We start from the raw sequence: 14664 nt of genomic DNA on the forward strand, positions 1-14664 counted from the left end.
TACCAATTTACTTGTAGGAAAACCCTGAGTTTCAAGCGGAAAACCCCGACGAGGGTTCCTAAATGGACAAAACCAAGGCAGGATTTCACCCTACTTTTTGCTGCCCCGCCCCGTCCAGGAGGCTTTTCATGAAACGTATTTCGACCCTTTTCCTGCTCGCGACCCTTGGTTTTGCTTCGAGCGCCGCACAGGCCGCCCAGCCGGATGCCGGCCTGACCGGCTGCGCCGCCAAGCGCAGCGCCATCGAGAACCAGTTGAAGATTGCCCGTGACCACGGCAACACCGCCCAGGTCGCCGGGCTGGAAGCAGCGCTGCGCGGGGTCGACAACTGCACCGATGCCAGCCTGCGCAAGGAACGTGAGCAAAAGGTGCTCGACGCCCGTCACGAAGTGGCGCAGCGGGAAAAGGACCTGAAGAAAGCCGAGAAGAAAGGCGATTCCGAGAAGATCAACAAGCGCAAGGACAAGCTGGCCGAGTCGCGTAAAGAGCTGCAGGAAGCAGTGGACGAACTCGACCGCTGAGGTATCTGACTGACAAGCGCGGTCAATGTAGGAGCGGCCTTGTGTCGCGATCGGGACGCGCAGCGGCCCCAAGATAACAGCCTTGATGCATAAAATGCTGGGGCCGCTGCGCGGCCCATCGCGACACAAGGCCGCTCCTACAAGGATCTGGGCAAGCTGCCCAAGCCATCAATGATTGCGGAACTCGCTATGACAGGCCTTGCACGCCGCCTCGACCTTGTCCATCGGTGCCTTCAGCTGCGTAGCGTCCATCGGCTGGTTCCGGGTTACATCAACCAGTTCGCCGGTGACGCCTTCCAACTGCCGGGCCAGGTCATGAAAACGCGTCTGCCGCTCCCACACTTCAGCACGCGCACTGCTGTCACCGCCATCGCGCACCTGCGGAAAGTGCTGCCAGGGCTGGTGCGAGAGGTTGTCCAGTTTCAGCGCACCGTCGGCAAACTTCACCCCGTCGAACGGCAAGCGGCCACGCAACATGCCGCCCAGGTCTTCGCTGGTCTTGAGCATGTCCTTGAAGATCACCTAGCGCTTGCCCAGCGGCGAGTTCGGGTCAACCCCGTCGCAGCCACTCAGGGCCCCGCCCAAGGTCAGTGCTGCCAGCAGAACAACGGTCAATTGCTTCAACATCACGCTCACTTCGGCCTACGCAAATGGGCGGCCAGTATCGCTGGGCAAAGGCCAAAGACCAATAGCCATACAAAAAACAGGGGTGAACATTCATGTTCGCCCATGACAGGAATGCACACATGAAATCTGCCCTGCGCCACCTGGCCTGGACACTCCCGGTGCTGGCCTTGCTGGCCGGCTGCAACGGCGGCGAGAACGCCAAGCCCGAACCCCACGCCATCGCCACCTACGCGCCGGCAACCTGGAAAGACCTGCCGGCAGTCAGCGATGCAGACCTGCTGGCCGGCTTCTACGCCTGGCGCAGCGGGTGCGAAAAGCTCAAGCGCGACAAGGTATGGGCTGCCACCTGCGAAGCGGCCGGCAGTGCCACCGCCAGTGCCACCCAGGTACGCACGTTCCTGGAGCAGAACCTTGAGGTCTACGGCCTGCGTTCTGCCGAGAACAACGCCAACGGCCTGATTACCGGGTACTACGAACCGGTCTACCCCGGCAGCCTGAGCCAGTCAAAAACCAACCCTGTAGCGGTCTACGGTATCCCCGACGACATGATCGTGGTCGACCTGGCCAGCGTGTACCCCGAACTCAAGGGCAAGCGCTTGCGCGGGCGCCTGGATGGCCGGGTGCTCAAGCCTTACGACACAGCCGAGGTCATCAACCGTGACGGCGTCAAGGCGCCGGTGCTGGCCTGGCTGACCGACCCGATGGACCTGCAGTTCCTGCAGATCCAGGGCTCTGGCCGGGTACAACTGGAAGACGGCCGCCAGCTGCGTCTGGGCTATGCCGACCAGAACGGCCACCCTTACCGGCCAATTGGCCGCTGGCTGGTGGAACAAGGCCAGCTGAAGAAAGAAGACGTGAGCATGGGCGCCATCCATGCATGGGCCCAGGCAAACCCGCAACGCGTGCCTGAGCTACTGGCCAGCAACCCCAGCTACGTGTTCTTCAGCACCCGCCCGGACAGCAACGAAGGCCCGCGCGGCTCGCTGAACGTGCCGCTGACCGCAGGTTATAGCGTGGCCATCGACCGCAAGGTGATTCCGCTGGGTAGCTTGTTGTGGTTGTCCACCACCCGCCCGGATGGCTCGCCAGTGGTGCGCCCGGTGGGCGCTCAGGACACGGGCGGGGCGATTGCCGGTGAGGTGCGTGCTGACTTGTTCTGGGGTACCGGGCCGCAGGCCGGTGAGCTGGCCGGGAACATGAAGCAGCAGGGGCAGATCTGGATGCTGTGGCCCAAGGGCCAGCCACTGCCAGAGGTACCCAAGGTTCCCTGACCGCTCGCGCGCACCCTGTAGGAGCGGCTCTAGCCGCGAAGAAGACCACGCGGTGCATGGCACCGGCTTTGCCGGTGTTCGCGGCTAAAGCCGCTCCTACAGGTCAGATGGAAACCACAAAAAACGCCACAATGATCGCGACCCCGGCAAACCACACCAGCGAGCGCAAGGCAGCCCAGTCGGCCAGGTAGCAGATGATGTAGAGCAAGCGGCTGGTGATGTACATCACCCCCAGCACATCCTGGGTTACCTGCTCGGCATTACCGACGATATCCGCCACCAGCACCGCCGCGGCGAATGCCGGGAAGGCCTCGAAGCTGTTTTGCTGGGCCGCATGCGCGCGCCGTGGTAGCCCGGACAGGGTATCGAGGAAGGCACGCGGGTCGTGATTGTCCTTCAAGCCGAAGCGGCCGCTACTGACCTTGGCGATCAACGCACACAGCGGCGGCAAGAACAGCGCAATCAGGATGCACCACAGGGCAACGGTCATAGGCAGGACTCCTTGTTCAGTCTTGAGGTCAAAGCTTCATTACCAGCATGCCGGCCAACACCAGCCCGCAAGCTAGGAGTCTCGGCCCGCCAAAAGGTTCTTTCAGGTAGCGCATGCCCAGCAATACCACCAGAATCACGCTCAACTCCCGCAGTGCCGCCGCCTCGGCCACCGAGCCCAGGTGCATGGCCCACAGCACCAGGGCGTAGCTGAACAGTACGCAGAACCCTACCGCCAGCCCCAGGCGCCATTGGGTGCGCCAGAACAATACGAACGGTGCCCGCCGCGCAACAGTGGCCAGCAGCGGGAATTGCCAGGCACTGAGCAGGGTCAGCCACACCAGGTAGTCCCAGGGTTTACCCCAAAGCGTTACCGCCTGCCCGTCGAACCAGGTGTAGCAACCGATGCACAGGCCAATCAGGGCCACTACCGGTAGCATCGACCAGGGCAGCCGGTCACCGCCACCGCCCTGCCACAGCAGGCACGCCATGCCACAAGGGATCAGCAGGATGCCGATGATCTGCTGCTGGCTCAGCGACTCCCCGGCAAAGGCCAGGGTCAGCCCCAGCACCACCAGCGGCGACAGCCCGCGCATCAGAGGATAGACCAGCCCCAGGTCACCCACGCGGTAGGCCTGGATCAGCAGGTAGCGGTACAGCTGCTCGGCCAGCGCCGAGGCGATCAGCCACGGCCAGATATTGCCTGGTGGCACCTCGACGAAGGGCACGGCCAGCACTGCAAAGGCCAGTGCGACGGTGTCCATGCTGGCGATTACCAACAGGCGCTCGCCGCTGAATTTGATCAGGGTATTCCAGGTCGCATGCAGCAGGGCGGCGACCAGCACCAAGGATGTTGCCAACACGCCTTTGTCCTTATGGCTTTTTTATAGCAGTGAATATATAGCGTTGGGCTGCGGGTTGCCTGCGATGTGTACGCTGGGAGAATTTCAGCGCCTGTGAGATCGAGCGCCGCCCGCGCGGCGCTTCGCGGGGCAAGCCCGCTCCCACAGTCTGTTTCGGGCCAGTTACTCCTGTGAGGCCTCCCCTGTCCGCCTTGGTGCATGACTGAAGGCAGAAGAAAAGCAACGCGCCCACTTCAATATCGAAGGGAACAAACCAGACGGACAGTGGTGAAATCACAGGATTGACTGGCCCGAAACAGACTGTGGGAGCGGGCTTGCCCCGCGAAGCGCCGCGCGGGCGGCGCTCGATCTCACAGGCGCTGCAAATGTTATGGCAGGCACCTGGCCGCCTTAAGGCACCCTCCAGCGGTGAAAACCCGGAACGTTTCCGACAATTCTGGTCAAACCCTGTGTCCCGAACCCCTCGCCAGGTCATCAAAGAACTGCCCGAGCCATTCGGGTTACGACTTGGAAGCCACTGTTACAGGATTCGGGATGCTTGAATTAGTTGCCGCGTTTATCTGCCTCACCACCCTGCTCACCTATGTGAACTACCGTTTCATCGGCCTGCCCCCCGCCATCGGCGTGATGGTCACGGCGTTGCTGTTTTCGCTGATTCTGCAAGGCCTGAGCCTGATCGGCTTCCCTGGCCTGGAAGAACGCGTCGAAGGCTTGATGAACCAGATCGACTTTAACGACCTGCTGATGCACTGGATGCTGGCGTTTCTGCTGTTTGCCGGCGCCCTGCACGTCAACCTCACCGACCTGCGCAGCTACCGCTGGCCGATCGGCCTGCTGGCCACCGTCGGCGTGCTGATTGCCACCGTGGTCATCGGTTACCTGTCGCACTGGGTGTTTGCCCTGTTCGGCTGGCAAGTGCCACTGATCTATTGCCTGCTGTTCGGCGCGCTGATCTCGCCGACCGATCCGATTGCCGTGCTCGGCGCACTGCGTACTGCCAATGCGCCCAAACCGCTGAAAACCACCATCGTTGGCGAGTCGCTGTTCAACGACGGCACCGCAGTGGTGGTGTTCACCGTGTTGCTGGGCATCATCCAGCTGGGTGAAACGCCAAGCATGACGGACACGGCGATCCTGTTCGCCCGCGAGGCCATTGGCGGCGTGGTGTTTGGTGGCCTGATCGGCTACGCCACCTACCGCATGATCAAGAGTGTCGAGCAGTACCAGGTGGAGGTCATGCTGACCCTGGCACTGGTGATCGGTGGCTCGGCGATGTGCTACGAGCTGCACGTGTCGGCGCCGATCGCCATGGTGGTGGCCGGCCTGATCATCGGCAACCTGGGGCGCAACCTGGCGATGAACGACATGACCCGGCGCTACATGGACGGCTTCTGGGAGCTGATCGATGACATGCTCAATGCCCTGCTGTTTGCCTTGATCGGCCTGGAACTGTTGCTGCTGCCGTTCAACTGGATGCATCTGGCGGCCGGCGGCGTACTGGCATTGGCGGTGCTGCTGTCGCGCTTGCTGACCGTGGCGCCGGCGATCGTGCTGCTGCGCCGTTGGCGGCCAGTGCCCAAAGGCACGGTGCGGGTGCTGACCTGGGGCGGCCTGCGTGGCGGGGTGTCGGTGGCCCTGGCGCTGTCGCTGCCATTGGGCGAGGAGCGAGACCTGCTGCTGTCGATTACCTACATCGTGGTGCTGTCGTCGATTCTGGTGCAGGGGTTGAGCATTGGGCGGGTGGTGCGCAAGGTCAGTGCCCAGCCTTGAGATTTTGGGGCCGCTTTGCGGCCCATCGCGACACAAGGCCGCTCCTACAAGAGATCGCGTTCCCCTGTAGGAGCGGCCTTGTGTCGCGATGGGCTGCGCAGCAGCCCCAAGATGTCTATTCCACCGCAGAATCCGGGAACTGGTCCTGCACATACTTGATCGCAGTCCGCCCATGGGCCGCCGGCAAGCCGTCTTCACCCAGGTTGACGAACACCATCTTGTCGACGGTCAGGATGCTCTTGCGGGTGATCTTGTTGCGCACTTCGCACTTGAGGGTGATCGAGGTGCGGCCGAACTCGGTGGCGGTGATGCCCAGTTCGATGATGTCGCCCTGGCGCGATGCACTGACGAAGTTGATTTCCGACATGTACTTGGTCACCACGCGCTGGTTGCCCAGCTGGACAATGGCGTAGATGGCCGCCTCTTCATCGATCCAGCGCAACAGGCTGCCACCGAACAGGGTGCCATTGGGGTTGAGGTCTTCGGGTTTAACCCACTTGCGGGTGTGAAAGTTCATCTGTACTCCTGACCTGCTTGGCTAACGTGTAGCAATGATGGCAGAGCGGCCGCCATCGCTCCATTGAACATCGACTATCGTCGCGATTAATCGACAGAAAACCTTGGGCAAGCCGGCGGGCGCGGCTATAATTTCCGCCGCTTTACATGGTTGCCCTCAGCGGTGCCATGCCCGCCACCTGTCCGAGGGGCGCTGCAGCAGGCTAGGCCTGTCAGGCTCGGATGGGGCGTTGCTCGCTCTCGCGGGCGCTTAACGCACAACGGCGCCCATTCGCACACTACGAATGGAGGCTCTCATGAGCGCTGCAAACATGCCTGCTGGTTTTACCGATTTCAAAGTCGCCGACATCTCCCTGGCCGCCTGGGGCCGTCGCGAAACCATCATCGCCGAATCGGAAATGCCTGCACTGATGGGCCTGCGTCGCAAGTACCTGACCGAGCAACCGCTCAAGGGTGCGAAGATCCTGGGCTGCATCCACATGACTATCCAGACTGCCGTGCTGATCGAAACCCTGGTTGCCCTGGGTGCCGAAGTGCGCTGGTCGTCCTGCAACATCTTCTCCACCCAGGACCAGGCCGCCGCCTCCATCGCCGCCGCCGGTATCCCGGTGTTCGCCTGGAAAGGTGAAACCGAAGAAGAGTACGAGTGGTGCCTGGAGCAGACCATCCTGAAGGATGGCCAGCCATGGGACGCCAACATGATCCTCGACGACGGTGGCGACCTGACCGAACTGCTGCACAAGAAGTACCCACAGGTACTGGACCGCGTGCACGGCGTGACCGAAGAAACCACCACTGGCGTACACCGCCTGCTGGACATGCTGGCCAAGGGCGAGCTGAAAGTCCCGGCAATCAACGTCAACGACTCGGTCACCAAGAGCAAGAACGACAACAAGTACGGCTGCCGTCACAGCCTGAACGACGCCATCAAGCGTGGTACCGACCACCTGCTGTCGGGCAAGCAGGCCCTGGTGATCGGCTACGGCGACGTGGGCAAGGGTTCGGCCCAGTCCCTGCGCCAGGAAGGCATGATCGTCAAGGTCACCGAAGTTGACCCGATCTGCGCGATGCAGGCCTGCATGGACGGCTTCGAGCTGGTTTCGCCGTTCATCGACGGCATCAACGACGGCACCGAAGCCAGCATCGACAAGGCCCTGCTGGGCAAGATCGACCTGATCGTGACCACTACCGGTAACGTCAACGTCTGCGACGCCAACATGCTCAAGGCCCTGAAGAAGCGTGCCGTGGTGTGCAACATCGGCCACTTCGACAACGAGATCGACACCGCTTTCATGCGCAAGAACTGGGCCTGGGAAGAGGTCAAGCCGCAGGTACACAAGATCCACCGTACCGGCGCTGGCAGCTTCGACCCGCAGAACGACGACTACCTGATCCTGCTGGCCGAAGGCCGCCTGGTCAACCTCGGCAACGCCACTGGCCACCCAAGCCGCATCATGGACGGTTCGTTCGCCAACCAGGTGCTGGCCCAGATCTTCCTGTTCGAGCAGAAGTTCGCCGACCTGTCGGCCGAGAAGAAAGCCGAGCGCCTGACCGTAGAAGTGCTGCCGAAGAAGCTCGACGAAGAAGTGGCCCTGGAGATGGTCCGCGGCTTCGGCGGCGTGGTCACCCAACTGACCAAGCAGCAAGCCGACTACATCGGCGTGACCGTCGAAGGCCCGTTCAAGCCGCACGCTTACCGTTACTAAGCGGCAGGCTTGAAGCTGCAAGCTGCAAGCTGCAAGCTGCAAGCTGCAAGCAAAGGCAGACCGTGCTGTTGCTGCTTGTAGCTCAAGCCTCTAAAAATCTTGAACGATGACCAAGCCAGACCGGCCATCACCGATCTGGCTTTTACTTGCAGCTTGAAGCTTGAAGCTCGAAGCTCGAAGCTCGCTGCCAGAGGAACGCCTGATGTCACAAGAACGCCGCTACAGTTTCGAGTTCTTCCCGACCAAGACCGACGCCGGTCACGAAAAGCTGATGGGCGTGGCCCGCCAGCTGGCCGCCTGCAACCCGGACTTCTTCTCCTGCACCTATGGTGCCGGTGGCTCGACCCGCGACCGCACGCTGAACACCGTGCTGCAGCTGGAAAACGAAGTGAAGGTACCTGCCGCACCGCACCTGTCGTGCGTGGGCGACACCAAGGCCGAACTGCGCGCCTTGCTGGCCGAGTACAAGGCCGCCGGCATCAAGCGCATCGTTGCCCTGCGCGGCGACCTGCCGTCGGGCATGGGCATGGCCACGGGCGAACTGCGCTACGCCAGCGACCTGGTCGAGTTCATCCGCAAGGAAACCGCTGATCACTTCCACCTGGAAGTCGCCGCCTACCCCGAAATGCACCCACAGGCGCGCAACTTCGAGGCCGACCTGGGCAACTTCGTGCACAAGGTAAAGGCCGGTGCCGACAGCGCCATCACCCAGTACTTCTTCAACGCCGACAGCTACTTCTACTTTGTCGAGCGCGCACAGAAGCTGGGCGTGGATATCCCGGTGGTACCCGGCATCATGCCGATCACCAACTACAGCAAGCTGGCGCGTTTCTCCGACGCCTGTGGCGCCGAGATCCCGCGCTGGATCCGCAAGCAGCTGGAAGCCTATGGCGATGACACCGCCAGCATCCAGGCTTTCGGCGAAGAAGTGATCACCCGCATGTGCGAACAGCTGCTGCAAGGCGGCGCACCAGGCCTGCACTTCTATACCCTGAACCAGGCCGAAGCGAGCCTGGCGCTGTGGAACAACCTCAAGCTGCCGCGCTGAAATCTTTTGGCAAGGTCTGCTTAAGAAATAATTAAGGCTTTGGTCATAGACTAAAGCCTTATTCATTTCCGGGTTACACAGGTCTTGCCTGCCATGCAGCACCCCCAGCCATCGCGCCCACAGCTCGTCTACCTGGCTTTCGGCCCGGCAACCTACCATCAGGAAGCCTGCTTCAGCATCGTCAGCGCCCTCGCCCAGCTGGGCCCGGCCGCAGGCGAAGCCTTGGATATCCAAGTCTACACTGACAACCCGCAACCCTATGCCAGGCTCCCCGTTACCCTTCATCGGCTGGACGAGGCCACGCGCCAGGCCTGGAACGCCCCCCACGGTTATCACTTTCGCAGCAAGCATGTGCTGTTGCGTCAGGTGCTGCAGCAATACCCGCTGGCTGTTCTGATCGACACCGACACCTTCTTCCGCACCTCGCCGCTGCAACTGTTCGCCCGGGTGGCGCCCGGCAAGCTGCTGTGCAATGCCATCGGCCCGCGCTACGGGGCGAACCAGAAGTGCCTGCTGTACAAGAGCCTGCTGACCATTCTTCAGTCCCGCGGCCTGGCCGACTGCCAGATGCCACTGATCAACTCCGGGGTGATCGGCCTTACTGCCGAAGACGCCGCTACCCTGGACCAGTCCATCGCCCTGATGGATGAGTTACACCCCTTGGCGCGCGAGGCCTATACCCTCGAAGAGTTCTGCCTGGCCGTGGCGGCCTATCGCAAGCTACAGGTGGCCGATTGCACCGATGTGATTCACCACTACTGGAGCCGCAAGGCGCAGTTTCGCGCGAAGATCCAGGCCTGGCTGCGCAAGCACGGCCACGACCCGCTAAACCAGCCAGCGCTGGCCGACGTGGCCCTGGTCAACGACCAGTTGCCGCGGCCACCGGCCCTGCATCGCCTGGGCTACAAGGCCCTGAGCCTGACCCTGCCCCGCCACGAGCGCCAGTTTGCCCGCGAGCTGCTGTATGGCTGCTACCCCTACGCCAATGAATTTGACCGCGCCTGTGCACCGGCCTGGTGGGACAAGGCCCTGGAAAACCTCAATGCCCGCCATGGCCACATGGAGCCTGAACGGCTGCGCCAGTGCCTGCGGCACCCGGGGTTGCGCTTGTCGCTGGGCGAGCGGCGCAAGGATATCGAGGCGCATTTGTTGAGGTCTTCTCAAACTTAAGCTCCAACCCATTGGCTGGCGCGATCCCTGTAGGAGCGGCCTTGCGTCGCGATCGGGCGCGCAGCGGCCGCTAAACCTGATGCCCCGGTTTACCAGGCAAACCGCATCGCCTGAATTACGGCCGCTGCGCGCCCGATCGCGACACAAGGCCGCTCCTACAGGGGCCTGGCTCGCTCCAAATACCGGGCCTCTGGCCATGTTCCGGCCGAGCGCGTAATCTCCGGCCATGCCACTCATCGCCCGGCTGTTCTGGATCCTGCTGCTCGCTTGCCTGAGCCCGTCGGCTCTGGGTGAACGCCTGCGCCTGGTCACCGACGACTGGCCACCCTATGTGTACCAGCACAACGGCCAACCCCATGGCCTCGACTACGAGGTCGCCAGGCAAGTATTCGCACGCCTTGGCGTCGAAGTAGAGGTGCAATTCCTGCCGTGGAAGCGCTGTCTGGCGATGGCCGAGCAGGGGCTGGCCGATGGCATTCTGGATATTTTCCAGACCGAGGCTCGCCAACCTTACCTGGTGTACGGTGCAGAGCCCATGTCGGAAGTCGAATTCGTCCTGTTCCAGGCCAGCGCTCGTCGCCATGCGGTCGATCAGTTGCAGGACCTTGCCGGCCTCACCGTCGGCACATCGCCCGGCTACACCTATGGCGCCTCCTTCAACGAAGCCGCGTATTTCACGCGTGAAGCCGCACCCACCCACGAAGCCAATTTCGGCAAGCTGCTGCTGGGCCGGGTCGATCTGGCAATTACCGACCGCCGGGTCGGGCGCTACCTGCTGGGCCATCTGGGCCTGCAACGGCAAGTTCAGGAGTTGCCACTGGTGATCAGCCGGCAGACCCAGTATCTAGGCCTGGTGCGCAAACCCGGGCGCGAGGCATTGGCCGTGGCCTTTGCCGAAGAGCTGCGGCGCTTCAAGCAGGAACCGGCCTATGCGACGATCAGCAACCGCTACACAGGCGACATCGAAAACATTCTCAACGCCGTTGAGCAGCAGGAAAGCAGCACAGCGCGATAGCTCTGTTATACTCGGGCCTTCCCGCCCGGCTCACGCCCGGACGCTCGGCCTCGCAACAGGCATCCCGATCGGCACCGACGCCCCATCGCGTCCACCCTCCGTTTCCCGGATGTGCAGTGAAAGCCCAGCTGGACCGGACGCGATCGCATCCCACCGATGCCCGTCGCGCCAGGCAGAACATCCCAAACGGGCCCAGCCCAAACGAGAACAGGATCGCCCATGTCCTTTGCTTCCCTCGGTCTCTCCGAGGCTCTTGTCCGCGCTATCGAGGCTGCGGGCTATACCCAGCCGACCCCCGTGCAACAGCGGGCCATTCCCGCCGTGTTGCAAGGCCGCGACCTGATGGTTGCCGCCCAGACTGGTACTGGTAAGACCGGCGGCTTTGCCCTGCCGATTCTCGAGCGCCTGTTCCCGGCCGGCCACCCCGACAAGTCGCAGCGCCATGGCCCGCGCCAGCCGCGCGTGCTGGTCCTGACCCCGACCCGCGAACTGGCAGCCCAGGTGCATGACAGCTTCAAGGTCTATGCCCGTGACCTGCCGCTGGTCAGCGCCTGCATCTTTGGCGGTGTTGGCATGAACCCGCAGGTTCAGGCCATCGCCAAAGGCGTTGACGTGCTGGTCGCCTGCCCGGGCCGCCTGCTCGACCTGGCCGGCCAAGGCAAGGTCGACCTGGCTCACGTGGAAATCCTGGTGCTCGACGAAGCCGACCGCATGCTCGACATGGGCTTCATCCACGACGTCAAGAAGGTACTCGCCCGCCTGCCGGCCAAGCGCCAGAACCTGCTGTTCTCGGCCACTTTCTCCAAGGACATCACCGACCTCGCCGACAAGCTCCTGCACAACCCGGAGCGTATCGAGGTCACCCCGCCGAACACGACCGTCGAGCGTATCGAGCAGCGCGTCTATCGCCTGCCGGCCAGCCACAAGCGCGCGCTGCTGGCGCACCTGATTACCCAGGGTGCCTGGGAACAGGTGCTGGTGTTCACCCGTACCAAGCACGGTGCCAACCGCCTGGCCGAGTACCTGGAAAAGCACGGCCTGACCGCCGCCGCGATCCACGGCAACAAGAGCCAGAATGCCCGTACCAAGGCGTTGGCCGACTTCAAGGCCAACAGCGTACGCGTGCTGGTTGCCACCGACATCGCTGCCCGTGGCCTGGACATCGACCAGCTGCCGCACGTGGTCAACTTCGAGCTGCCGAACGTTGAGGAAGACTACGTTCACCGTATTGGCCGTACCGGCCGTGCCGGTCGTTCGGGCGAGGCCATTTCCATGGTCGCGCCGGATGAAGAAAAACTGCTCAAGAGCATCGAGCGCGTCACCCGGCAGCGCATCCCGGATGGCGACCTGATGGGCTTCGACGCCAGCCAGGTTGAAGCCGAAAAGCCTGAAGTACGCGAGCGCCCGCAAAACAACGGCCGTGGTGGCCGCAACCAGCAGGCTCGTGGCGAAGGCGGCAAAGACGCCAACGGCGGCCGCAAGGACAAAGGCAAGGATAAAGGCAAGGCCAAGCAGCCAGCTGCCGAGAAGCCGGCCGATAAGGAAAAGAGCGGTGACAAGCAACAGCAGCCGCGCAAACCGCGTGACAAGAAGCCGCGCCAGCAGCAGGCCAGCAGCAGCGCGCCGAAAGTAACCGCCGACCGCGACCCGGAAGAGTTTCTGGACGACGACGTCGACAACTTCGGAAACCGTGCCGACTACGTCAGCCCGTACCAAGGCAAAGGCCAAGGCCGCAATCGCCGCCCAGGTGGGGGTGCCGGGCAAGGTCAAGCCCAAGGTGGCGGCCAACGCAGCAACGCAGGCGGTGGCCAGGGCCAGGCCCGCAATGGCGGCCAGCAGCGCAGTGGTGGTAGCACCAGTGGCGAAAAACGCCCGCCTCGCGCCAACAACGGGGGCGGTGCCCGCCGTGATGGCGGCGGTGCTGGCCGTGGTCGCCCGGCCCGTGACGATGCTGCCCGGCAAGAGCCGGCTGTGCGCAACCCGCGCCAGCCGGAAAAACAGCCGGTGATCATCCGCAAGGAATCCAAGCTCGACCGTTTCCCGACGCCTGAGCAGCTGGACGACCTGCCAAGCCGCCCGCGCGGTGAGCGCCCGGCGCTGCTGACCCGCAAGGGCTGACAGAAAGCAAGGGGGCCGCTTTGCGGCCCTATCGCGACACAAGGCCGCTCCTACAGGGAAATGCGTAACCCCTGTAGGAGCGGCCTCGTGTCGCGATAGGGCTGCAAAGCAGCCCCCTCGGCTTTCAGCAGGTAAGTATTACTTCTGCTTCACACCTTCAACACTGATATCCAGGTCCAGGGTTTGCGAAGTCGGGCCTGGGCCCTTGATACCAAAGTCGTTCAGGTTCAGCGTGGTGGTGGCGTTGAAACCAGCGCGCTCGCCGCCCCATGGGTCCTTGCCTTCACCGTTGAAGGTAGCCTTGAAAGTGACCGGCTTGGTCACGCCGTGCAGGGTCAGGTCGCCGGATACGTCAGCAGTCTTCTCGCCGGTCGATTTGACGCTGGTGGAGATGAACTTGGCGTCCGGGTACTTTTTCACGTCGAGGAAGTCGGCGCTGGCGATGTGCTTGTCACGCTCGGCGTGGTTCGACCACAGGCTGGCGGTTTTCAGGTCGACGTTGATCTTGCTGGCTTCAGGCTTGGCGCTGTCCCACGTGAAGTTGCCGTCAAAGTCCTTGAAGGTACCGTGGATGAAGCTGTAGCCCAGATGGCTGATTTTCCAGTCAACGAACGCGTGCTGGCCTTCCTTGTCGATCTTGTACTCGGCAGCCATGGCCTGGCCAGCGGAGAGCAGAGCGGTACCGAGCGCCAGAGCGGCAAAAGTCTTTTTCAACATCCTGTTCCTTCCTATGCAATTGAGGTTGAGAGTCAAGCTTTGCGGCCCAGCATACGGGTCAGGGTCGCGTCACGGTCGATGAAATGGTGCTTGAGTGCAGCCAGGGCATGCAGCACGGCAAAAATCACCAGGCCCCAGGCCAGCCACAAATGAATTACACCCGCCACGTCTGCCTGGTCAGGCAGGTCGCTGATCAGGGCCGGCACTTCGAACAGGCCGAACACCGGAATGCCGACGCCATCGGCGGTGGAAATCAGGTAACCCGCGCCCATGACGGCGAACAGCCCGACATAAAGCGCCAGATGGCCCAGCTTGGCCGCCGTACGGGTGAGTGCGCCATGGCTGGCCGGTGCCGGGGGTGGCGGGCTGATGAAGCGCCAGACCACGCGCAACAGCATTACCGCCAACAGCACCAGGCCGATGCTCTTGTGCAGGTCCGGCCCTGATTTACGCCATGGGCTGTAGTAGTCGAGGCCGACCATCCACAGGCCCAGGCCGAACAGGCCGAAGACTGCCAGCGCAACGCCCCAGTGCAGGACGATGCTGACCACGCCGTAGCGAGAAGGTGAATTGCGCAGTTGCATGTTGGCGTGTTTCCCCGTGAAAGCTGTACACAGACTAACGCGTAACGTATCGAATAAAAGCGGAAAAAATTGCTTCGGATTATCGAGAAATCCGATATGTATTCTGTAAGCTTCCCATTAAGGAAACATTAACGATAGACGCAGAGTTCGGGGTTGTCAGTGCCGGCCTCTTCGCGGGTAAACCCGCTCCTACACAGGAACGCGCCATCCTTGTAGGAGCGGGTTTACCCGCGAAAGGGCCAGCACTGC

14 protein-coding genes and 1 riboswitch are annotated in these 14664 nt (G+C 62.5%); of the genes, 8 read left to right on the forward strand and 6 right to left on the reverse strand.

The annotated features are described in order from the left end of the window. Positions 1 to 128 precede the first annotated feature (128 nt). Positions 129 to 521: a DUF1090 domain-containing protein gene (locus ACIP02_RS00685; protein WP_400612243.1), complete on the forward strand. Its 393-nt coding sequence runs from the start codon at positions 129 to 131 to the stop codon at positions 519 to 521. Positions 522 to 689: 168 nt separating this feature from the next. On the opposite strand, the gene ACIP02_RS00690 is transcribed toward ACIP02_RS00685, so the two are convergent. Further along, positions 690 to 1028: a c-type cytochrome gene (locus tag ACIP02_RS00690; RefSeq protein WP_400612245.1), complete on the reverse strand. Its 339-nt coding sequence runs from the start codon at positions 1026 to 1028 to the stop codon at positions 690 to 692. Positions 1029 to 1267: 239 nt separating this feature from the next. On the opposite strand from ACIP02_RS00690, the gene ACIP02_RS00695 reads away from it, so the two are divergent. Beyond that, positions 1268 to 2419 carry a murein transglycosylase A gene (locus tag ACIP02_RS00695; RefSeq protein ID WP_400612247.1) on the forward strand — a complete coding sequence of 384 codons (1152 nt, stop codon included), beginning with the start codon at positions 1268 to 1270 and terminating at the stop codon, positions 2417 to 2419. Positions 2420 to 2522: 103 nt separating this feature from the next. Here the strand turns inward: ACIP02_RS00695 and ACIP02_RS00700 are convergent, their stop codons facing one another. Together ACIP02_RS00700 and ACIP02_RS00705 are read right to left on the reverse strand one after the other, a co-directional pair. Then, positions 2523 to 2909: an MAPEG family protein gene (locus tag ACIP02_RS00700; protein ID WP_400612249.1), complete on the reverse strand. Its 387-nt coding sequence runs from the start codon at positions 2907 to 2909 to the stop codon at positions 2523 to 2525. A 28-nt stretch (positions 2910 to 2937) separates the two neighbouring features. Next, entirely contained in the window at positions 2938 to 3771 is an 834-nt protein-coding gene (locus ACIP02_RS00705; protein WP_400612251.1) for an EamA family transporter, read from the reverse strand. 534 nt (positions 3772 to 4305) lie between these two features. Here ACIP02_RS00705 and ACIP02_RS00710 point away from each other — a divergent pair. Next, complete coding sequence (locus tag ACIP02_RS00710) at positions 4306 to 5541, forward strand: cation:proton antiporter (protein WP_400612253.1); 1236 nt, start codon at positions 4306 to 4308, stop codon at positions 5539 to 5541. 115 nt (positions 5542 to 5656) lie between these two features. Here ACIP02_RS00710 and ACIP02_RS00715 read toward each other — a convergent pair whose 3' ends face one another. Beyond that, positions 5657 to 6058 carry an acyl-CoA thioesterase gene (locus tag ACIP02_RS00715; RefSeq protein WP_009682837.1) on the reverse strand — a complete coding sequence of 134 codons (402 nt, stop codon included), beginning with the start codon at positions 6056 to 6058 and terminating at the stop codon, positions 5657 to 5659. A gap of 178 nt (positions 6059 to 6236) precedes the next feature. Then, positions 6237 to 6333, forward strand: a riboswitch (S-adenosyl-L-homocysteine riboswitch). A gap of 20 nt (positions 6334 to 6353) precedes the next feature. Here ACIP02_RS00715 and ahcY point away from each other — a divergent pair. The 5 genes from ahcY (at position 6354) to ACIP02_RS00740 (ending at position 13114) form a co-directional block, all read left to right on the forward strand. Next, entirely contained in the window at positions 6354 to 7763 is a 1410-nt protein-coding gene (ahcY, locus tag ACIP02_RS00720; RefSeq protein ID WP_172228723.1) for an adenosylhomocysteinase, read from the forward strand. 202 nt (positions 7764 to 7965) lie between these two features. Continuing rightward, positions 7966 to 8811 (forward strand): methylenetetrahydrofolate reductase [NAD(P)H], encoded by an 846-nt coding sequence (gene metF, locus ACIP02_RS00725; RefSeq protein WP_400612256.1) that lies wholly within the window; start codon positions 7966 to 7968, stop codon positions 8809 to 8811. Between the two features lie 93 nt (positions 8812 to 8904). After that, positions 8905 to 9981 carry a hypothetical protein gene (locus tag ACIP02_RS00730; RefSeq protein WP_400612259.1) on the forward strand — a complete coding sequence of 359 codons (1077 nt, stop codon included), beginning with the start codon at positions 8905 to 8907 and terminating at the stop codon, positions 9979 to 9981. A 226-nt stretch (positions 9982 to 10207) separates the two neighbouring features. After that, positions 10208 to 10996: a substrate-binding periplasmic protein gene (locus ACIP02_RS00735; RefSeq protein ID WP_400612261.1), complete on the forward strand. Its 789-nt coding sequence runs from the start codon at positions 10208 to 10210 to the stop codon at positions 10994 to 10996. A gap of 219 nt (positions 10997 to 11215) precedes the next feature. Then, the gene (locus ACIP02_RS00740) at positions 11216 to 13114 is read left to right on the forward strand and encodes a DEAD/DEAH box helicase (protein ID WP_400612263.1); all 1899 of its coding nucleotides are present in this window, start codon (positions 11216 to 11218) and stop codon (positions 13112 to 13114) included. 138 nt (positions 13115 to 13252) lie between these two features. Here ACIP02_RS00740 and ACIP02_RS00745 read toward each other — a convergent pair whose 3' ends face one another. Both ACIP02_RS00745 and ACIP02_RS00750 read right to left on the reverse strand, forming a co-directional pair. After that, positions 13253 to 13831: a YceI family protein gene (locus tag ACIP02_RS00745; protein WP_400612265.1), complete on the reverse strand. Its 579-nt coding sequence runs from the start codon at positions 13829 to 13831 to the stop codon at positions 13253 to 13255. Positions 13832 to 13863: 32 nt separating this feature from the next. After that, positions 13864 to 14415: a cytochrome b gene (locus tag ACIP02_RS00750; RefSeq protein WP_400612268.1), complete on the reverse strand. Its 552-nt coding sequence runs from the start codon at positions 14413 to 14415 to the stop codon at positions 13864 to 13866. Positions 14416 to 14664: the final 249 nt, after the last annotated feature.

The organism is Pseudomonas sp. NPDC089408 (assembly GCF_044749445.1).
Classification (GTDB): Bacteria; Pseudomonadota; Gammaproteobacteria; order Pseudomonadales; family Pseudomonadaceae; genus Aquipseudomonas.